The organism is Pseudomonas sp. S2_E01 (assembly GCF_054668365.1).
This window is the reverse complement of the sequence record NZ_CP162762.1, coordinates 5,889,171-5,907,861: the sequence shown is the minus strand read 5'-3', so window position 1 is coordinate 5,907,861 and position 18,691 is coordinate 5,889,171. Positions and strand designations below refer to the sequence as shown.

At 61.5% G+C, this 18,691-nt stretch carries 19 protein-coding genes and 1 other RNA gene; 9 read left to right on the top strand and 11 right to left on the bottom strand.

Features of this window, described 5'->3' with window-relative positions:
• The first annotated feature begins 63 nt into the window (after nucleotides 1-63).
• The 5 genes from AB4O36_RS27270 to AB4O36_RS27250 all read left to right on the top strand — a co-directional run bounded on the left by AB4O36_RS27270 (nucleotide 64) and on the right by AB4O36_RS27250 (nucleotide 4,145).
• The gene (locus AB4O36_RS27270) at nucleotides 64-396 is read left to right on the top strand and encodes a hypothetical protein (RefSeq protein ID WP_460140695.1); all 333 of its coding nucleotides are present in this window, start codon (nucleotides 64-66) and stop codon (nucleotides 394-396) included.
• A gap of 91 nt (nucleotides 397-487) precedes the next feature.
• Nucleotides 488-2,278 carry a GspE/PulE family protein gene (locus AB4O36_RS27265; protein ID WP_460140694.1) on the top strand — a complete coding sequence of 597 codons (1,791 nt, stop codon included), beginning with the start codon at nucleotides 488-490 and terminating at the stop codon, nucleotides 2,276-2,278.
• A 101-nt stretch (nucleotides 2,279-2,379) separates the two neighbouring features.
• Entirely contained in the window at nucleotides 2,380-3,300 is a 921-nt protein-coding gene (locus AB4O36_RS27260) for an SPFH domain-containing protein (protein WP_460119857.1), read from the top strand.
• Nucleotides 3,301-3,308: 8 nt separating this feature from the next.
• A complete protein-coding gene (locus AB4O36_RS27255; RefSeq protein WP_460119855.1) occupies nucleotides 3,309-3,758 on the top strand; it encodes an NfeD family protein in 450 nt (149 codons plus the stop codon).
• Between the two features lie 69 nt (nucleotides 3,759-3,827).
• Nucleotides 3,828-4,145, top strand: a complete 318-nt coding sequence (locus tag AB4O36_RS27250; RefSeq protein WP_460140693.1) for a DUF2388 domain-containing protein — start codon at nucleotides 3,828-3,830, stop codon at nucleotides 4,143-4,145.
• A gap of 175 nt (nucleotides 4,146-4,320) precedes the next feature.
• On the opposite strand, the gene gcvP is transcribed toward AB4O36_RS27250, so the two are convergent.
• The 10 genes from gcvP to AB4O36_RS27200 all read right to left on the bottom strand — a co-directional run bounded on the left by gcvP (nucleotide 4,321) and on the right by AB4O36_RS27200 (nucleotide 16,746).
• Entirely contained in the window at nucleotides 4,321-7,194 is a 2,874-nt protein-coding gene (gene gcvP, locus AB4O36_RS27245) for an aminomethyl-transferring glycine dehydrogenase (protein ID WP_460140692.1), read from the bottom strand.
• Between the two features lie 149 nt (nucleotides 7,195-7,343).
• Nucleotides 7,344-7,727: a glycine cleavage system protein GcvH gene (gcvH, locus tag AB4O36_RS27240; RefSeq protein ID WP_460119851.1), complete on the bottom strand. Its 384-nt coding sequence runs from the start codon at nucleotides 7,725-7,727 to the stop codon at nucleotides 7,344-7,346.
• Nucleotides 7,728-7,776: 49 nt separating this feature from the next.
• Nucleotides 7,777-8,859 carry a glycine cleavage system aminomethyltransferase GcvT gene (gcvT, locus tag AB4O36_RS27235; RefSeq protein WP_460119849.1) on the bottom strand — a complete coding sequence of 361 codons (1,083 nt, stop codon included), beginning with the start codon at nucleotides 8,857-8,859 and terminating at the stop codon, nucleotides 7,777-7,779.
• Between the two features lie 155 nt (nucleotides 8,860-9,014).
• Nucleotides 9,015-10,631 (bottom strand): ABC transporter permease, encoded by a 1,617-nt coding sequence (locus AB4O36_RS27230; RefSeq protein WP_460140691.1) that lies wholly within the window; start codon nucleotides 10,629-10,631, stop codon nucleotides 9,015-9,017.
• A 78-nt stretch (nucleotides 10,632-10,709) separates the two neighbouring features.
• Complete coding sequence (locus AB4O36_RS27225; RefSeq protein ID WP_460140690.1) at nucleotides 10,710-11,714, bottom strand: extracellular solute-binding protein; 1,005 nt, start codon at nucleotides 11,712-11,714, stop codon at nucleotides 10,710-10,712.
• Nucleotides 11,715-11,934: 220 nt separating this feature from the next.
• A complete protein-coding gene (locus AB4O36_RS27220) occupies nucleotides 11,935-13,152 on the bottom strand; it encodes a 2-octaprenyl-3-methyl-6-methoxy-1,4-benzoquinol hydroxylase (protein WP_460142181.1) in 1,218 nt (405 codons plus the stop codon).
• Nucleotides 13,153-13,161: 9 nt separating this feature from the next.
• Complete coding sequence (locus tag AB4O36_RS27215; RefSeq protein WP_460119843.1) at nucleotides 13,162-13,647, bottom strand: DUF4442 domain-containing protein; 486 nt, start codon at nucleotides 13,645-13,647, stop codon at nucleotides 13,162-13,164.
• Nucleotides 13,640-14,827, bottom strand: coding sequence for a 2-octaprenyl-6-methoxyphenyl hydroxylase (gene ubiH, locus AB4O36_RS27210; protein ID WP_460140689.1), 1,188 nt, complete (start codon nucleotides 14,825-14,827; stop codon nucleotides 13,640-13,642). The genes AB4O36_RS27215 and ubiH overlap by 8 nt, the downstream gene beginning before the upstream one ends.
• Nucleotides 14,824-16,158, bottom strand: a complete 1,335-nt coding sequence (gene pepP / locus AB4O36_RS27205) for a Xaa-Pro aminopeptidase (RefSeq protein ID WP_460119839.1) — start codon at nucleotides 16,156-16,158, stop codon at nucleotides 14,824-14,826. Before pepP ends, ubiH begins: the two co-directional genes overlap by 4 nt.
• Before the next feature lie 27 nt (nucleotides 16,159-16,185).
• The gene (locus tag AB4O36_RS27200) at nucleotides 16,186-16,746 is read right to left on the bottom strand and encodes a YecA/YgfB family protein (protein WP_460140688.1); all 561 of its coding nucleotides are present in this window, start codon (nucleotides 16,744-16,746) and stop codon (nucleotides 16,186-16,188) included.
• 202 nt (nucleotides 16,747-16,948) lie between these two features.
• On the opposite strand from AB4O36_RS27200, the gene AB4O36_RS27195 reads away from it, so the two are divergent.
• From AB4O36_RS27195 to AB4O36_RS27180, 4 genes are all read left to right on the top strand, one after another.
• Nucleotides 16,949-17,158 (top strand): TIGR02449 family protein, encoded by a 210-nt coding sequence (locus AB4O36_RS27195; RefSeq protein ID WP_044466189.1) that lies wholly within the window; start codon nucleotides 16,949-16,951, stop codon nucleotides 17,156-17,158.
• A complete protein-coding gene (locus AB4O36_RS27190) occupies nucleotides 17,155-17,469 on the top strand; it encodes a cell division protein ZapA (protein WP_460140687.1) in 315 nt (104 codons plus the stop codon). Before AB4O36_RS27195 ends, AB4O36_RS27190 begins: the two co-directional genes overlap by 4 nt.
• Nucleotides 17,470-17,499: 30 nt before the next feature.
• A non-coding RNA gene (gene ssrS, locus AB4O36_RS27185) (6S RNA) lies at nucleotides 17,500-17,678 on the top strand.
• Between the two features lie 78 nt (nucleotides 17,679-17,756).
• Nucleotides 17,757-18,362, top strand: coding sequence for a 5-formyltetrahydrofolate cyclo-ligase (locus AB4O36_RS27180; RefSeq protein WP_460140686.1), 606 nt, complete (start codon nucleotides 17,757-17,759; stop codon nucleotides 18,360-18,362).
• Between the two features lie 34 nt (nucleotides 18,363-18,396).
• On the opposite strand, the gene AB4O36_RS27175 is transcribed toward AB4O36_RS27180, so the two are convergent.
• Nucleotides 18,397-18,546 (bottom strand): hypothetical protein, encoded by a 150-nt coding sequence (locus AB4O36_RS27175; RefSeq protein ID WP_460119831.1) that lies wholly within the window; start codon nucleotides 18,544-18,546, stop codon nucleotides 18,397-18,399.
• Nucleotides 18,547-18,691: the final 145 nt, after the last annotated feature.

The window sequence follows — 18,691 nt, the reverse complement described above, 5'->3', positions numbered from 1 at the left end:
TCATAGATAAGAAATACCCGGCATCGAATGTAAAAATTTCTCCAGTGTTTTTGGAGATCGATCATGCCACACCTCAAAGCCGTAACCTGCGCCCGCGCCGATAGCTGGAACGCCAGCAACACCCACTGCCGCGTGCGCTATCAATTGCTGGCAGAAGCCGAGCCAGACCTGCTGTGCCGGGTACTGAACCTGTTCGCCATGCAGTACCTGACCCCGCAACACGTCAACGTCCAGCGCATGGACGACCTGCTGTCGATCGACATCGTCATGGACGGACTGAGCTGGCACCGCGCCCAGGTGATTGGCGAAAAAATGCGCAACCTCATCAATGTCTGCTCGGTAGAACTGCACGCCGCTGATTCGGCGTGGACTGAAGCCGTCGTGGCGACGGGCTGAAAAACTTCGATACGGGCTTCGTCGGGTAGTGGCCCAACGGTCAGCGCGACGGCGACTATCCTTTGCGCACTGACGTCTTCGAGGAGCCCGCATGTCCGTTCAACTTGCCATTCAGGACCGCTGGCTGGATCTCAACGATTTGCTGCGCGAGCTGGTCGCCCAGGGATTCATCAGCCAGGACTCGGCCGAGCACGCGCTCAACGCACGCCGCCGTCAAGCCGCCAATGCCCAGATGCACCCGCTGGAATTCATCGCCAGCCAGCAACTGGACGATCTCAGCCGTGCGGGTAAACACCTTGATCTGGAAAGCCTGACCCTGTGGTTGTCGCAGCAGGCCGGCCAGCCGTACCTGCGCATCGATCCGCTGAAAATCAACGTTGCGGCCATTACGCCGTTAATGTCCTATGCCTTCGCCCAACGCCACAAAATCCTTGCGGTGGCGATCGATCGCGACTCGGTGACCGTGGCCAGCGCCCAACCTTATGTCAAAGGCTGGGAAGCCGACCTCACCCACGTGTTGAAGCTGCCAATCAAGCGGGTGGTGGCCAACCCGGTGGACATCCAGCGCTTCAGCGTGGAGTTTTTCCGCCTGGCCAAATCGGTCAGCGGCGCGACCCATGTCGATCAGCACGCCCAGGCCAGCAACCTGGGCAATTTCGAACAACTGCTCAACCTTGGCGCCAGCGACCAGGAGCCGGACGCCAACGATGCACACATCGTCAACATCGTTGACTGGCTGTTCCAGTACGCGTTCCAGCAACGCGCCAGCGATATTCACATCGAACCCCGACGCGAACAGGGCACGGTGCGTTTTCGCATCGATGGCGTGTTGCACAACGTCTATCAATTCCCGCCGCAGGTCACCATGGCAATCGTCAGCCGCCTCAAGAGCCTGGGGCGGATGAACGTCGCGGAAAAACGCAAACCCCAGGACGGCCGGGTGAAAACCAAGACCCCGGACGGCGGCGAGGTCGAGTTGCGGCTGTCGACACTTCCGACCGCGTTTGGCGAGAAGATGGTCATGCGGATCTTCGATCCGGAGGTGCTGCTCAAGGATTTCGATCAGTTGGGCTTTTCCGCCGACGACCTGCGCCGTTGGCAGGACATGACCCGGCAACCCAACGGCATCATCCTGGTCACCGGCCCTACGGGTTCAGGCAAGACCACCACGCTCTACACCACCCTGAAGAAGCTGGCGACCCCGGAGGTCAACCTTTGCACCATCGAAGACCCGATCGAAATGGTGGAGCCAGCGTTTAACCAGATGCAGGTGCAACACAACATCGACCTGACATTCGCCTCCGGGGTGCGTGCATTGATGCGGCAGGACCCGGACATCATCATGATCGGCGAGATCCGCGACCTGGAGACCGCAGAAATGGCAATCCAGGCGGCGCTCACCGGTCACCTGGTGCTCTCGACGCTGCACACCAACGATGCGCCCAGCGCCATCAGCCGCTTGCTGGAACTCGGGGTGCCACATTACCTGATCAAGGCCACGGTGCTCGGGGTCATGGCCCAGCGACTGGTGCGCACCCTGTGCCCGCATTGCAAGGCGCCGTTGACACTGGACGAAGACGACTGGCAGACCCTGACCAAACCCTGGCAGGCACCGCTGCCGGGCAACGCCCAGCGTGCCATCGGCTGCCTGGAGTGCCGCGACACGGGCTATCGCGGCCGCGCCGGGGTCTACGAGATCATGCAACTCACCGACGGCATCAAGGCACTGATCAATCCCGACACCGATCTGCTGTCCATACGACGCCAGGCATTCAAGGAAGGCATGCGCAGCTTGCGGTTGTCGGGCGCGCAAAAGGTTGCTGCGGGTCTGACGACCATTGAGGAAGTGTTGCGGGTAACACCGCAAAGCGAGCAGAAATAGATCTCTTATCGCCTGATTACGGGATAAAAATCGCCTGACGGTTCTTATCCCGTGGCGGCACCGTTACACTCCGGCCATCGCAACTTAAACAGGGAATCGTTATGCAGATCGGTAGCGTGCTTTTGCTTTTTGTCGGCCTCGTGGTCGCCATTCTGTTCATGGGCTTCAAGGTCGTGCCGCAGGGTTATCAATGGACGGTCGAACGTTTCGGCCGTTACACCAACACCCTCAAGCCTGGTCTGAACATCATCATTCCGGTCATGGACCGTATCGGTCGCAAGATCAACGTCATGGAGAGCGTGCTGGATATTCCACCGCAGGAAGTGATCACCGCCGACAACGCCACGGTGCAGATCGACGCCGTGTGCTTCTTCCAGGTAGTCAACACCGCCCAGGCGGCCTACGAGGTGAACAACCTCGAGCACGCCATCCGCAACCTGCTGCAAACCAACATTCGTACCGTGCTCGGCTCGATGGAACTGGATGCGATGCTCAGCCAGCGTGACGGCATCAACGAAAAATTGCTGCGCACCGTCGACGAAGCCACCGCACCGTGGGGCATCAAGATCACCCGGATCGAGATCAAGGACATCAGCCCGCCAGCGGACCTGATGGCAGCGATGTCGGGGCAGATGAAAGCCGAGCGGATCAAGCGTGCGCAAATCCTCGAAGCCGAGGGCCTGCGTGCCGCAGCGATCCTGACCGCCGAAGGCAAGAAACAGGCGCAGATCCTCGAGGCCGAAGGGGGTCGCCAGGCTGCGTTCCTCGAAGCCGAAGCGCGGGAACGCCAAGCCGAAGCGGAAGCCCAGGCGACCAAGGTGGTGTCCGAAGCCATCGCCGGCGGTAACGTGCAGGCCGTGAATTACTTCGTTGCACAGAAGTACATCGATGCGCTGGGCGGGCTCGCTTCGGCCAACAACAGCAAGGTCATCCTGATGCCACTGGAGGCCAGCTCGATGATTGGTGCGGTGGGCGGCATTGGCGAAATCGTCAAGGCCACCTTCGACAACAAGAAAGCCTGAGGCACGCCATGTGGGCATTCCTGCAAAATTTATCGTTCTGGGACTGGCTGGCGCTGGGCACCGTACTGCTGATTCTCGAGGTCTTCGGTGCGGGCGGGTATCTGTTGTGGATCGGCATGGCGGCGGCCGCCGTTGGCGTGTTGACGTTCGTACTGCCGCACCTGTCCTGGGAGCTGCAATTTCTGCTGTTCGGCCTGCTGTCGATCGCCACCGCCCTTTATTGGTGGCGACGCCAGCGCAGCGCGGTGCGCCAGAGTGACGAGCCGAACCTCAACCTGCGCGGACAGGAATTGATTGGCAAAACCTTCGTGGTGCATGAATCGATCATTGATGGGCGCGGCAAGATCAGGGTGGCCGACGGCGTATGGATGGCCCAGGGGCCTGACGCCGAAGCCGGCAGCCGCGTTCGGGTCGTTGCTCAGCAAGGCGTCGTCCTGCAGGTGGAAAAAGCCGACTGACCGTAATGGAACTCCACCGGGGCGTCCACGATCCAACAGCGTAGATCTAACCCAGTGGAGTCACCCATCATGCGTTTCAAACTTGCTGTCGCTACCGTCGCCCTGTTGTCCCTGCCAGTCGGTTCGGCGATGGCCGACAGCTTTTGGCGTAACATCATTTCGTCCGGCGCCACCACCGGCTCGACTTACCTGACGTTCAAGGATCACAAGCTGATCATTGCCGCGCAGGACGACGCCGGCAGTTTCGTCGCCAGCGAAGGCAGCATCCGCGGCCCGTACCTGGAAGCCGCCATGCAGAAAGTCCGTGCCGACAACCCAGGGTTGCAGGCCACGGACATGGAACTGGCGAACGCGATCCTGGCGAAAAATGCCGTCGCGTCCGAGTAAGTTTCCCGCGAGACGAAAATGCCGCTCAAATTGAGCGGCATTTTTTTGCCTGCCTTTTCTGTTCCCCCATCCCCTGTAGGAGCTGGCTTGCCAGCGATTGCGCAGAATCAGTCACCCTAAGTATCGACTGATCCGACCTCATCGCTGGCAAGCCAGCTCCTACAGGGAGATGGGATCACCGGTAATCATCTACCGGCACACACGCACAGAACAGATTGCGGTCGCCGTAGACGTTGTCCACGCGATTCACCGCCGGCCAATACTTGTGGGCCTTGGTGTGGGCATCCGGCGTCACGGCCTGCTCGACACTGTAGGGGCGTTCCCATACCCCGGTGACATCGGCCAGGGTATGCGGCGCGCGTTTGAGCGGGTTGTTCTCGGCCGGCCAGTTGCCGTTCTGTACTTCGGTGATTTCTGCGCGAATGCTCAGCATCGCCCCGATAAAACGGTCCAGTTCGGCTTTTGACTCACTCTCGGTCGGCTCGACCATCAAGGTGCCCGGCACCGGGAAGGACATGGTCGGGGCATGGAAGCCGTAATCCATCAGGCGTTTGGCCACGTCCTCCTCGCTGATGCCGGTCAACGCCTTGAGGGGCCGCAGGTCAAGAATGCATTCGTGGGCCACCCGTTCGTTGCGCCCGGTGTAGAGCACCGGGAATGCACCGGACAGGTGCCGCGCCAGATAATTCGCGGCAAGGATCGCCACCTCGCTGGCGTCCGCCAATTGCGGGCCCATCATGGCGATGTACATCCAGCTGATCGGCAGAATGCTCGCGCTGCCCCAGGGCGCCGCACTGACGGCGTCGTTCTGCGGCAAAGGGCCGTCAATGGCCACCACCGGGTGATTGGACACGAACGGTGCCAGGTGCGCGCGCACACCAATCGGCCCCATGCCGGGCCCGCCACCCCCGTGAGGAATGCAAAAGGTCTTGTGCAGGTTCATGTGCGAAACATCGGCGCCGATGTCCGCGGGCCGCGCCAACCCGACCTGCGCGTTGAGGTTGGCGCCATCCATGTACACCTGGCCGCCATGCTGGTGAATCACTTCACAGATTTCGCGAATGCCTTCCTCGTAGACACCGTGGGTCGATGGATAGGTCGCCATCAGGCAGGCGAGTTTTTCGCCGGCCTCGGCCGCCTTGTCCTTCAGGTCCGACAGGTCGACGTTGCCCGCCTCGTCGCACTCGACGATCACCACGCGCATCCCAGCCATTTGTGCGGAAGCGGGGTTGGTGCCGTGGGCCGAGGATGGAATCAGGCAAATGTCTCGCGCGCCCTGGTGACGGCTCTCGTGGTATTTGCGAATTGCCAGCAAGCCGGCGTACTCACCCTGGGCGCCGGAGTTGGGTTGCATGCAGATCGCATCAAAACCGGTAATCGCGCAGAGCCAGCGCTCCAGCTCCTCGATCATCAACGTGTAGCCGAGCGCCTGTTCCCTGGGGACGAACGGATGCAGGTTGGCGAACTGTGGCCAGGTGATGGGAATCATCTCGCTGGTCGCATTGAGCTTCATGGTGCAGGAGCCCAACGGGATCATGGACTGATTGAGGGCCAGGTCCTTGTTCTCCAACTGTTTGAGGTAACGCAGCATCTCGGTTTCGCTGTGATGCGCGTTGAACACCGGGTGACGCAGGTACGGCGAGGCGCGCAGCAAACTATCCGGAATGCCCACCGGCAGTGCTTCAGCGTCCAGCGCTTGAACATCGAGCCCATGGTCGGCGCCGAGGAACACATCGAACAGCCTGGCTACCGTGCCTTCATCGCAGGCTTCGTCGAGGCTCAACCCCAGCTGCCCACGCCCAAGGATGCGCAGGTTGATTTGCGCGGCCTGGGCGCTTTCGATGATCGCGGTTTGCGTACCGCCCACCTCCAGCGTCAGCGTATCGAAAAAGTGCTGATTGAGGCGCTTGATGCCATTGCGCTCCAGGCCTGCGGCAAGAATGCAGGTGAGCCGGTGGACGCGCTGGGCGATGCGTTTAAGACCTTGCGGGCCGTGATACACCGCATAAAAACTGGCGATGTTGGCCAGCAACACCTGGGCGGTGCAGATGTTCGAGTTGGCCTTCTCCCGCCGGATATGCTGCTCGCGGGTCTGCAATGCCATGCGCAATGCGGTGCCACCGCGGGCATCTTTGGAGACACCGATGATCCGGCCTGGAATCGCTCGCTTGTACTCGTCACGGCTGGCAAAAAAGGCCGCATGCGGGCCGCCGTAGCCCATGGGGACGCCAAAGCGCTGGGACGAACCGAACACCACGTCGGCGCCCAACTCACCCGGCGGCGTCAGCAACAGCAGGCTCAGCAGGTCGGTGGCGACGCAGGCCAGCGCTTGCTGGGCGTGCAGATGATCGATCAACGGTCGCAGATCGCGAATCTCGCCGTGGGTGTCGGGGTATTGCAGCAACGCACCGAATACCTGGTGCTGCTTCAGGTTTTCCACCGAGTCCACGATCAATTCCAAGCCAAAGCCTTCGGCACGGGTCCGTACCACGGAGATCGTCTGGGGGTGGCAGTCTTCATCAACGAAAAACAGATTGCTTCTGGACTTGGCAACGCGCTTGGCCAGGGCCATCGCCTCGGCTGCCGCCGTGGCCTCATCCAACAGGGAAGCATTGGCCAGCTCCAACCCGGTCAGGTCGATGATCATTTGCTGGAAATTGAGCAGCGCCTCGAGCCGGCCCTGGGCGATCTCGGGCTGATAAGGCGTGTAAGCGGTGTACCAACCGGGATTTTCCAATACATTGCGCAGGATGACAGCCGGGGTGATCGTGCCGTGATAGCCCATGCCGATCAGACTGGTCCATACCTGGTTCTGCTCGGCGTAACCGCGCAGCTTGGCTAATGCGGCTTCTTCGTCAAGGGCAGGCGGCAAGTCGAGCGCCCTGTTGAGGAGGATGCTCGGCGGCACAGTTTGTTGGATCAGCTCGACACGACTGCCCAGGCCAAGGCTGTCGAGCATCGCCTGCTGCTCGGCCGCGTCGGGGCCGAGGTGACGGCGCAGGAAAGCATTGGGATCGCGTAACTGGCTCAGGGACGGCAGCTGGGACATGACGGGCTCTCTCTTGACTGGCGCTCAGCGTCGATGCAACACGGTCAATCCAGCATAGCAGCCGATGTCGGAGAGCAACGATGACGCGGGGTTGCTGATGGCAATGAAAAAGCCCCGACAGGTCGGGGCTTTGAGATGAAGCGTCAGGCTTACTCGCCGATGGCGGCCTTGTAGCCCGCTGCATCGAGCAGCTTGTCCAGATCGCCAGTGTTGCTTGGCTTGAGCTTGAAGATCCAGGCGCCGTACGGGTCGGAGTTGAGCAGTTCCGGGGCACCACCCAGTTCTTCGTTGATGGCGATCACTTCACCGGCAACCGGGGAGTAGATGTCCGAGGCAGCCTTGACCGACTCGACCACGCCTGATTGATCACCCGCAGCAAACACTTTACCCACTTCGGTCAGCTCGACGAACACCACATCGCCCAAGGCTTCCTGAGCGTGATCGCTGATGCCCACGGTGACGGTGCCATCGGCTTCCAGGCGGGCCCATTCGTGACTTTCGGCAAAACGCAGGTCGGCAGGGATATCGCTCATGTTCTATGTCCTCAAGGAAATTGTCAGCGGTCGTGCCCGCCGGAATAGGTTAGATCAAGGTTTTGCCATGGCGGACGAACGTCGGTTTGACCACCCGGACCGGGTACCATTTGCCACGGATTTCCACTTCCGCTCGATCGGCGGTGGCCATCGGTACGCGCGCCAGTGCGATCGACTTGCTAAGCGTAGGAGAGAAACTACCACTGGTGATCTCTCCTTCGCCAACATTGGCGATGCGAACCACCTGATGAGCGCGCAAAACGCCACGCTCCTCGAGCACCAACCCGACCAACTTATGCTGTACACCGGCCGCCTGTTCGGCTTCCAGGGCCGAGCGACCGATGAACTGGCGGCTGGTCGGTTCCCAGGCAATGCTCCAGGCCATGTTCGACGCCAGCGGCGAGACGTTCTGGTGGATGTCCTGGCCATAGAGGTTCATGCCGGCCTCCACCCGAAGGGTATCGCGCGCGCCCAGTCCAATTGGCGAGATGCCCGCTCCCACGAGGTCGTTGAAGAAGCCCGGGGCCTGATCGGCCGGCAGGATGATCTCCAGCCCATCTTCGCCGGTATAGCCGGTGCGTGCGATGAACCAGTCACCATCGGCCTGGCCTTCGAAGGGCTTGAGCAGTTGAATCAGGTGACTGCGAGACTGGGTGACCAGTTCGCTGATCTTGTGCCGGGCGTGAGGCCCCTGGATGGCCAGCATCGCCAGTTCCGGGCGCTCGTGCAGTTGCACGTCATAACCGTCGAGGTGGGCCTGCATCCACGCCAGGTCCTGATCACGGGTAGACGCGTTGACCACCAGCCGATAGCCGTCATCGAGGCGGTAGACGATCATGTCGTCGACGATGCCGCCGTGCTCGTTGAGCATGGTGCTGTACAAGGCGCGACCAGCGCTGTGCAGGCGTTCGACGTCGTTGGCCAGCAAATGCTGGAGCCAGGTCTTGGCCTGCGCGCCGCTGACATCGATCACGGTCATGTGGGAGACATCAAAAACCCCGCAATCGCGGCGCACCTGATGGTGTTCCTCGACTTGCGAGCCGTAATGCAAAGGCATGTCCCAACCGCCAAAATCGACCATCTTCGCGCCCAGCGCGAGGTGAAGGTCATACAGAGGCGTACGCTGTCCCATGGGTTTCTCCTTCCGGGCTTGGCGAGGGTACGGGCCGGCGCTGCACGGTATCAAGACCTTTGGATAAGGGCTTTGCGCCGCTTTCAGCAACCGGGTCTGTGAGACGGACCGCACCGAATGCCGCGCATTGTAGCCTCAAGGTGTAGGACTGGCACCTAGCTGTTTTGATGGGCCGAACGTCGGATCAATCCGATGACCGGCAACAGCCCGACCAAAACCAGCGTCAGCGCTGGCAGGGACGCTCTCGCCCATTCCCCTTCGCTGGTCATTTCAAAGATCCGCACCGCCAGCGTGTCCCAGCCAAACGGGCGCATCAGCAGGGTCGCGGGCATTTCCTTGAGCACATCGACAAACACCAGCAACGCCGCGCTCAAAGTGCCCGGCAGCAACAACGGCAGATACACTTTGAAAAACAGTCGCGGGCCGCTGACGCCGAGGCTACGGGCCGCTTCGGGCAAAGATGGCCGTATTCGCGCCAGACTGCTTTCCAAGGGGCCGAATGCCACGGCGATGAAGCGCACCAGGTAAGCCAGCAACAGGGCGGCCAGACTGCCCAGCAGCAATGGCTTGCCTGCACCGCCCAGCCAACCCGAAACGGGAATCACCAGCTCGCGGTCCAGGTAACTGAACGCCAGCATGATCGACACCGCCAGCACTGAACCGGGCAACGCGTACCCCAGGTTGGCCAGGCTGATGCCTGAGCGGATTGCACGGGTTGGCGCCAGTCGACCGGCAAACGCCAGTATCAACGCGACACCGACAGTGATCAGCGCGGCCATTGCCCCAAGATACAGCGTGTGGACAATCAACCCGGTGTAGCGCTCGTCCAGATCGAAACGACCGCGCTGCCAGAACCACACCACCAGTTGCAGCATGGGAATGACGAAGGCGCAGGCGAATACCAGGCCGCACCAGCTCATCGCCGCCAGCGCCTTGAAACCTCGCAGGTGATACAACGCCTTGACCCGCGGTCGCTCGTTGCTCGCACGATTGGCCCCACGGGCACGCCGCTCACCATAGAGCACCAGCATCACCACCAACAACAGCAGACTGGCCAGTTGCGCCGCCGAGGACAGGCTGAAAAATCCGTACCAGGTCTTGTAGATCGCAGTGGTGAACGTGTCGAAGTTGAACACCGACACCGCGCCGAAATCCGCCAGGGTTTCCATCAGCGCCAACGCGACTCCGGCGCCAATGGCCGGCCTGGCCATCGGGAGCGCGACACGCCAGAACGCCTGCCAGGGCGACTGGCCAAGCACCCGCGCGGCTTCCATCAGACCTTTACCCTGCGCCAGGAACGCCGTGCGCGCCAGCAGGTAGACATACGGATAGAAAACCAGCACCAGCACAAGGATGACGCCGCCCGTGGAGCGCACGCGCGGCAGCCGCAACCCCGCGCCAAACCATTCGCGCATCAGTGTTTGCACCGGCCCGGCGAAATCCAGCAGGCCGACGAAAACGAAGGCCAGCACGTAGGCTGGAATCGCGAATGGCAGCATCAACGCCCAATCCAGCCATTTGCGGCCAGGGAATTCGCACAGGCTGGTGAGCCAGGCCAGGCTGACACCCAGCAGCGTCACGCCAATACCGACGCCCAGCACCAACGTCACCGTGTTGCCCAAGAGTCGCGGCATCTGGGTCTCCCAAAGGTGGGACCAGATCTGTTGATCGATGGTTTGCCAGGACAGCAGCAGAACGCTCAGGGGCAACAGGACCAGCGCAGCGATGGCGAAGACCAGGGGATACCAACGGCGTTGGGCGGGGTGGGCCAAGGAAAAAGCTCTCGTTGAAAAATGATCGTGCCCACGACAGGCGTGGGCACGATCAGGGCGCGCAGTATAACGGTGGCGTCAGTTCCAGCCAGCCCGATCCATCATGCGGATGGCTTCAGCCTGGCGCTTGCCGGCGACTTCCACCGGCAGGGTGTCGGCGACGAACTTGCCCCACGCGGCCACTTCAGCGGACGGCTGCACGGCAGGGTTGGCCGGGAACTCCTGGTTCACGTCAGCAAAGATCTTTTGGGCTTCGGCGGTGGTCATCCACTCCACCAGTGCCTTCGCTGCCTCTGGATGCGGCGCGTGCCTGGTCAGGCCGATGCCCGACAGGTTGACGTGCACGCCGCGATCCGCCTGGTTTGGCCAGAACAGTTTCACTGGCAGATCAGGCTTCTGTTGGTGCAGACGGCCATAGTAGTAGGTGTTGACGATGCCGACATCGCACTGACCGGCGTTGATTGCTTCCAGCACCGCCACGTCGTCGGAGAACACGTCGGTGGAGAGGTTGTTGACCCAGCCCTTGAGGATCTTCTCGGTTTTCTCGGCACCGTGGGTTTCGATCATGGTCGCGGTCAGGGACTGGTTGTAGACCTTCTTGGCGGTACGCAGGCACAGGCGGCCTTCCCAGTTTTTGTCGGCCAGGGCTTCATAGGTGGTCAACTCGCCCGGTTTCACCCGCACGGTGGAGTAGGCGATTGTCCGGGCCCGCAGGCTCAGGCCGGTCCAGGCATGGCTGGAAGCGCGGTACTGCGGCGGGATGTTGGTGTCGATGGTTTTCGAGGTGAAGGGCTGCAGGATACCCATCTGCTCGGCCTGCCAGAGGTTGCCGGCATCGACGGTCAGCAGCAGGTCGGCGGTGGCATTTTCACCCTCGGCCTTGATGCGCTGCATCAACGGCGCTTCCTTGTCGGTGATGAATTTGACCGTCACCCCGGTTTTCGCGGTGTAGGCATCGAACACGGGCTTGATCAGCTCGTCGATACGTGAGGAGTAGACCACCACCTCGTCAGCAGCCTGGGCGGCGGTGCTGCCAATCAGGGTCAGGGCGAGTGCCGTCAATAGACGCTTCGATGCCAACATGGGAGCCAACTCTCGATCAGGAAAAGTGAGGCCAAATGATAAGGACTCACATTTACCATCTCAATCGAACAGTTGGCGGAGGCGTTACCAGATGTTGCACAGCCTGAAGTGTGTGGAGAATGTGCGACCCTATCGCGGGCAAGCCCGCTCCCACAGGGGTATAGGTTCCACTGTAGGAGCGGGCTTGCCCGCGATAGGGCCGTCAGCCCCTGCAAAAATCTCAGGCCTTGGCCAACGCCGGCAAATCCCCGGTCAGTCCTAGCGCCTCGCGCACGAACAGCGCCTTGGCCTCCGGCATCTGATCGACCATTTTCAGCCCGACATTACGCAGCCATCGCACCGGCAACGGATCGGCCTGGAATAAACGCTCGAAGCCCTCCATCGCCGCCATCAACGCCAGGTTGTGCGGCATGCGCCGACGTTCGAAGCGGCTCAACACTTTCACATCGGCCAGCCGCTCACCACGCTCGGTCGCTTGCAGCAATACTTCGGCGAGTACCGCGGCATCAAGGAAGCCCAGGTTCACGCCCTGCCCGGCCAACGGGTGAATGGTGTGGGCCGCGTCGCCGATCAGCGCCAGGCCTTCAGCCACGTAGCGCTTGGCATGACGCTGACGCAGCGGCACACACAGGCGAGGATCGGCGCTGATGACCGAACCCAGGCGGCCTTCGAAGGCGCGCTCCAGTTCATGACAGAAGCTGTCGTCATCCAGTGCCATCAAGCGTTCGGCTTCGCCCGGCGTCGTCGACCAGACGATCGAGCACCAATCCTGCTGGCCATCGCGCTCCAGTGGCAGAAACGCCAATGGCCCGTTATCGGTGAAACGTTGCCAGGCCGTCATCTGGTGCGCATTGGAGCTGCGCACGCTGGTAACGATGGCGTGATGCAGATAATCCCATTCGCGTGTGGCCATGCCCGTCAGGCGCCGCACCGCCGAGTTGGCACCATCCGCAGCAATCACCAGCGGCGCGCGTAATTGGCGGCCGTCGGCCAGGGTCAGCAGCCAGTCATCGCCCGAGCGGCGCATCTGTTCCAGCCGCGCACCCGCCAACAGGCCCAGGTCGCTGTCGTGCAGGCAGTCGAGCAAGGCGTCCTGCACCACGCGATTCTCCACGATATGCCCCAACCCCTCGGCATGCACACTGGCGGCGCTGAAATGGATCTGCCCGGTGCCACTGCCATCCCACACATGCATGTCCGAATACGGGCTGCTGCGTCGTTTGGCGATGCCTTCCCAGGCGCCCAGGCGCTCGAGAATCCGCTGGCTGGCCGCCGACAGCGCGCTCACCCGCGGCTCGAATGGCGCCTGCGCATCGAAGGGTTTGACCGTCATCGGGCTGCCGTCCAGCAGCAGGATGTTCAGCCCGCTGTCGCGTAACGCCAGCGCCAGGGCGCTGCCGACCATTCCGGCACCGACAATCAGCAGATCTGCGCGCATATCCATGCTTTAAGCCTGTCTCGTTTGCGGTTTGAGCCGCACGTAAAGGGTTTTGCGCACCCGCGCCACAAGGGTGCCGGCGCCGTCGTGAATATCGACCTGCAATTGCGGCAGGAATTTTTCGCCCGTCGCCGTCTGCCGGCGAATCTCGTCGAGCAGGGTCTCGTCGACCCTGAAACTGGCGAACACCGGGCCTTTACCCGGCGAGATGAAGTCGATGTCGGCCGCCTTGTCCCAGACAATGTAACGGCGGCCGAGATTTTCCATCAGCATCAGCATGTAGAACGGATCGACCATCGAATACAGGCTGCCGCCGAATTGCGTACCGACGTAATTGCGGTTGTACCAGCCAAGCCCCATGGACACCTGGATGTCGCGGAAATCGTCACTGATGTGCCGCACCCGAACTCCGGCGCCCAGGTAGGGCGGATAAAACGTCATGGCCCAACGCAGCAATCGCGCCTTGCCGAACCTGTCGGTCAACGCCTTAAGCATCAGACCGCGTACCCAGGCCCATGGCCTGACGGGCGAACCAGCGCTTGGCCGGCGGCAGCAGGTCGAGACCGAGCAGTCCGATGTTGCGGCCCAGCGACACCAGCGGCAAGCTGCTGCCGAACAACCGCGTGACCTGATCGGAAAAACCCACCGTCAGGCTCTGGTCCAGGCGCTGACGTTCGCGGTAAGCCTGCAACGTCGCAAAGTCGCCCAGCGGTTTATCGCTGGCCAGCAACGTATCGGCCAACGCCTGGGCATCGCGCAGCGACAGGTTGAAACCCTGGCCGGCAATCGGGTGAAGGCTATGGGCGGCATTGCCCAGGATCGCCAGATGCGGACGCACCTGCTCCTCGGCTTCAACCAGGGTCAGCGGGTAGAGATGCCGCGCCCCCACCTGTTTCAAGGTGCCGAGGCGGTAGCCGAACACATTCTGCAACTCGTGGAGAAAACTGCGCTCATCCAGCGCTGCCAGCCGTTGCGCGTCCATTCCCAGTCGGGTCCAGACCAGCGCACAGCGGTTGTCCGCCAGCGGCAGCAAGGCCATCGGGCCATCGTCGGTGAAACGTTCGAAGGCCATTCCGTTGTGCGCTTCGCTCGGGGTGATGTTGGCGATCAGCGCGCTCTGGTTGTAAGGACGTTGGCGAACACCAATCCCCAATTGCTCGCGCAAGCCGGAACGGCCGCCATCGGCGAGTACCGCGAGGTCGCATTCCAGGGTGGTTTCATCATTGAGTGTCAGGCGATAGCCGTCGGTCAGCGGCTCCAGGCGAGTCACTTGCGCCGGGCAGCGCCAGGTGACCACATCCTTGTCCAGGCCTTGCCACAGGCATTGACCCAGCCAGGCATTTTCGACCACATACCCCAGCGCCGGTACGCCCTCTTCCATGGCAGAGAGGCGCGCGGTGGAGAAGCGGCCACGGTCGGACACATGGATCTGCTTGATCGGCTCGGCGCGGCGGGAGATTTCCTGCCACAGGCCCAACCGCTGATAAATCTGCTTGGCGCCGTAAGACAGTGCCGAAGACCGCGCGTCGTAGCTCGGCTGGTAGCTGTCGCCCGGGGCAAATGGTTCGATCAGCACGATCTTCCAGCCGCGGGCCTTGGCCCCGGCCTGCAACGCCAACGCCAGACTGGCGCCGACCAGACCGCCACCGATGATTGCCAGATTGACTCGACTCATGCCGCTTGTGTCCGTGCTTGGGCCATCAGGGCCTCGATTTCGGCGACCGTTTTCGGCACGCCATGGGTCAGGATTTCACAACCGGTCTTGGTCACCACCACGTCGTCCTCGATGCGCACGCCTATGCCGCGCCATTTCTTCGCCACGTTCGTGTTGTCCGGGGCAATGTAGATCCCCGGCTCCACGGTGAGCGCCATGCCGACCTCCAGCACGCGCCACTCGCCGCCGACCTTGTACTCGCCGACGTCATGGACATCCATGCCCAGCCAATGGCCGGCACGGTGCATGTAAAACGCCCGGTAGGCTTCGCTGGCGATCAATTCGTCAACGTCGCCCTGCAAGAGCCCGAGCTTCACCAGCCCGGCGGTTATCACCTGGACCGTCGCTTCGTGCGCCTGGTTCCAGTGTTTGTTCGGCGCGATCTCGGCGAAGGCGGCCTGTTGCGATGCCAGTACCAGCTCGTAGATGGCCTTCTGCTCGGCGGAAAACTTGCCGTTGACCGGCCAGGTTCGGGTGATGTCACTGGCGTAGCAATCGATTTCGCAACCGGCGTCGATCAGCACCAGGTCGCCATCCTTGAGCACGGCGTCATTCTGCTGGTAATGCAGGATGCAACTGTTGCGTCCGGATGCAACGATCGAACCGTACGCCGGCATCTTCGCTCCACCCTTGCGGAACTCGTAATCAAGCTCGGCTTCGAGACTGAACTCATGCAGCCCCGGCCGGCTGGCCTGCATCGCCCGGATATGCGCCTGGGCGGAAATCCGCGCAGCTTCGCGCATCACCTTCACTTCTGCCGCCGATTTATACAGGCGCATGTCGTGAAGCAGATGATCCAGCGCAACGAATTCGTTCGGCGGCTGCGCCCCCAGGTGCGCCTTGGAGCGGATCACATTGATCCAGTCCATCAGGTGCCGGTCGAACTCGGGGTTGCTGCCCATGGCTGAATACACCCGGTCGCGCCCTTCGATCAGGCCCGGCAGGATGTCGTCGATATCGGTAATGGGAAAGGCGTCGTCAGCGCCGAAGTCGCGGATCGCACCTTCCTGGCCGGCACGCAGGCCGTCCCAGAGCTCTCGCTCGGCGTTGCGCTCACGGCAGAACAACAGGTACTCGCCATGCTCGCGACCGGGCATCAGCACGATGACCGCCTGTGGTTCCCCAAAGCCGCTGAGGTACTGGAAATCGCTGTCCTGGCGGTAGACATGCTCGACGTCGCGGTTGCGGATGGCCACCGCGGCGGCGGGCAGTATGGCGATGCTGTTGGGTTCCATCTGCGCCATCAAGGCCTTGCGGCGACGGCTGTATTCCGATTTCGGGATATGAATCATGGGCAGATGGCTTTTCCTGGCTCGCGATTAATGCAACGACGGTTTGGCAGCAGCCGGGGTGTCCGACTTACGGGTTTCCGAGAACAGCAACAGCGGCGCGACGCGCAGGTATTCCATCACTTCCATGTAGTCGTTTTCGCCGTCGTCGGACTCTTCCAGCGCATCTTGCACCTGGGATACCGCGGACAGATCCTGCAACACTTCGGTGGCCTCGGTGCTCAGCATGCTACTGTCGCGGCAGTTGAGGCCGAAACCGCTGAGGAAGCCTTGGCACCATTGACCCAGTGCCGCAGCACGGTCAGCCAGCGGCGCATCATCGGTCGGCAGCAGCAGGACCACGGTCACGTCATCACCGGTGAGTTCGCCCTTGACCATTTCCTGAAGGCCTATCAAGGCGTTGCGAACGTTGTCCTGCGGCTCGCTCTCGAGCAACTCGGCGGCATCGATGAGCCAGCCTTCGGCATCAAAACCGGCACCGGCGCAACTGCGGCCCAGGAGCAGGCCATGCAGTTCGGCAGGCGAGACGGAGTGACCACTGGAGGACAGCAGGGTGGCGAAGGCTTGGTACGGGGAATTCTGAATAGGCATGGGCTGCTAGGCGCCAGACGGCGCAATGTCTAGAATGAAGGCCTTGTATCCTACATCGACTCCTCTGTAGGAGCGAGCTTGCTCGCGATGAACTCGAGATCGCTGCGGGGTGTCAGGGATCCAGCGGTATCGTTGACGACCATCGCGAGCAAGCTCGCTCCTACAGGGGCCGTCCCCCCATCAGACATTTTCAGTGGACACAATGGAAGACACCGACCTGCAAGCGCTGATGGCCAGACTCGAACTGCTGATTGATCGGGTCGAGCAACTTAAGAGTCAAAACGCACTCCTACTAGCTCAGGAAAAAACCTGGCGCGAGGAACGCGCTCACCTCATTGAAAAAAACGAAATCGCCCGGCGTAAGGTCGAATCGATGATTTCGCGCCTCAAGGCCCTGGAGCAAGACTCATGAGTTCAAGCAATAGCGTCACCGTGCAGATCCTCGACAAAGAGTATTCGATCATCTGCCCACAGGAAGAGCGCAGCAATCTGGTGAGTGCTGCCCGTTATCTGGATGGCAAGATGCGTGAAATCCGCAGCAGCGGCAAAGTCATTGGCGCTGACCGGATCGCCGTGATGGCCGCCCTGAACATCACCCACGAAATGCTGCACAAGACCGAACGAACAGACGTGCCGGTCAGCAGCGCAACCCGCGAGCAGGTTCGCGACCTGCTCGATCGCGTTGATCTGGTATTGGCCACCGATCCGGACGTCAGGGGCTGATTCGTCGGGCCGCTTGGGTTATACTCGCAACACTCCCTGGGGTGCTTGCCAGTTGACCACGTCCCTGAGCCGATTCGCACTACCCTGGAAGTTGCACGTTGGGCTGGTGTGCATGTCCGCTAGACGGAAAGCCTTAAAGCCTACTGCTTCTTCCACCTTGAACTTTCGGGTTCAAGGGCTAAGTCAGCAGCGGTTCATCCGGGGAGCCTGATTGCAGTCCGATGCCGGTTCAAACACCGGCATCGGTTTTTTTATGGGCGCTGCCCGCACTGCCGAAGCCTGAATCCATGACCGAACCTGCGCTGCTTCCCCGCCCGCAACTTCGACGCATGCTGCGCAAGGCGCGCCGCGCACTGACACCCAGCCAGCAGCGCCAGGCGGCTCGCGGGTTATACAAACAACTGGCACAACAGCCACTGTTTCGCCGCGCCAGGCACATCTCCCTTTATTTACCGACCGACGGTGAAATCGATCCACGCGTGTTGCTGCGGGCCGCTCAACGTCGCGGCAAGGCGACGTATCTGCCCGTGCTCAGCGCCTGGCCCCGAACCAAAATGGTCTTCCAGCGCATTCGCCCCGGCGAGAAGCTCAAGCCCAACCGTTTCCGCATCCTTGAGCCACGGGCAAATCTCGCTCGCCAGCGTAAGATCTGGGCACTGGACCTGGTGTTGTTGCCGCTGGTGGGCTTTGACGATGTGGGCGGTCGCCTGGGCATGGGTGGTGGTTTCTACGACCGCAGCCTGGCGTATCTGTCGCGGCGCCAAAACTGGCGCAAGCCGACACTGCTGGGGCTGGCCCATGAATGCCAGAAGGTCGAGCGATTGGCGCAAGCGAGCTGGGATGTGCCGTTGCAGGGAACGGTCACGGACAAGGCCTGGTACTACGCAGGCTAAACGCCACTGGGATCAGCGGCGTCGAAAAAACAGGTCAGCGCTTGAAAGCTGTCGACTGTTGTTGCGCGATTTCAATCGGCGCGTCGGTCTTGCTGCTCCACAGACTTTGGGCATAGCCCGTGGTCACGACGCCAAGGCCAAACAAAATAACCAAAATCCATAGTAAATCCGGTTTGCGTTTCATCGACTGCCCCCCAAAGGCATATCAACACGATGACAGCAGCGGTTTCCGTTGTAGGTGTAGGCCGTGCAGCAGTGTCAAGCTAAGAAGGCCGGCATTTTGCGACAACGTGAACTGACACGCAAACGCTGGCGTCAACCGACCGTCG

Bases quoted from the DNA above. Each gene is read 5' to 3' on its own strand.
- AB4O36_RS27190 (WP_460140687.1), top strand. From the start codon at position 17,155: ATGAGTTCAAGCAATAGCGTCACCGTGCAGATCCTCGACAAAGAGTAT.
- AB4O36_RS27265 (WP_460140694.1), top strand. From the start codon at position 488: ATGTCCGTTCAACTTGCCATTCAGGACCGCTGGCTGGATCTCAACGAT.
- AB4O36_RS27260 (WP_460119857.1), top strand. From the start codon at position 2,380: ATGCAGATCGGTAGCGTGCTTTTGCTTTTTGTCGGCCTCGTGGTCGCC.
- AB4O36_RS27270 (WP_460140695.1), top strand. From the start codon at position 64: ATGCCACACCTCAAAGCCGTAACCTGCGCCCGCGCCGATAGCTGGAAC.
- AB4O36_RS27175 (WP_460119831.1), bottom strand. From the start codon at position 18,546: ATGAAACGCAAACCGGATTTACTATGGATTTTGGTTATTTTGTTTGGC.
- AB4O36_RS27200 (WP_460140688.1), bottom strand. From the start codon at position 16,746: ATGCCTATTCAGAATTCCCCGTACCAAGCCTTCGCCACCCTGCTGTCC.
- AB4O36_RS27250 (WP_460140693.1), top strand. From the start codon at position 3,828: ATGCGTTTCAAACTTGCTGTCGCTACCGTCGCCCTGTTGTCCCTGCCA.
- pepP (WP_460119839.1), bottom strand. From the start codon at position 16,158: ATGATTCATATCCCGAAATCGGAATACAGCCGTCGCCGCAAGGCCTTG.
- gcvT (WP_460119849.1), bottom strand. From the start codon at position 8,859: ATGGGACAGCGTACGCCTCTGTATGACCTTCACCTCGCGCTGGGCGCG.
- AB4O36_RS27255 (WP_460119855.1), top strand. From the start codon at position 3,309: ATGTGGGCATTCCTGCAAAATTTATCGTTCTGGGACTGGCTGGCGCTG.
- AB4O36_RS27215 (WP_460119843.1), bottom strand. From the start codon at position 13,647: ATGCTTAAGGCGTTGACCGACAGGTTCGGCAAGGCGCGATTGCTGCGT.
- AB4O36_RS27195 (WP_044466189.1), top strand. From the start codon at position 16,949: ATGGAAGACACCGACCTGCAAGCGCTGATGGCCAGACTCGAACTGCTG.
- AB4O36_RS27180 (WP_460140686.1), top strand. From the start codon at position 17,757: ATGACCGAACCTGCGCTGCTTCCCCGCCCGCAACTTCGACGCATGCTG.
- AB4O36_RS27225 (WP_460140690.1), bottom strand. From the start codon at position 11,714: ATGTTGGCATCGAAGCGTCTATTGACGGCACTCGCCCTGACCCTGATT.
- gcvH (WP_460119851.1), bottom strand. From the start codon at position 7,727: ATGAGCGATATCCCTGCCGACCTGCGTTTTGCCGAAAGTCACGAATGG.
- AB4O36_RS27220 (WP_460142181.1), bottom strand. From the start codon at position 13,152: ATGCGCGCAGATCTGCTGATTGTCGGTGCCGGAATGGTCGGCAGCGCC.
- gcvP (WP_460140692.1), bottom strand. From the start codon at position 7,194: ATGTCCCAGCTGCCGTCCCTGAGCCAGTTACGCGATCCCAATGCTTTC.
- ubiH (WP_460140689.1), bottom strand. From the start codon at position 14,827: ATGAGTCGAGTCAATCTGGCAATCATCGGTGGCGGTCTGGTCGGCGCC.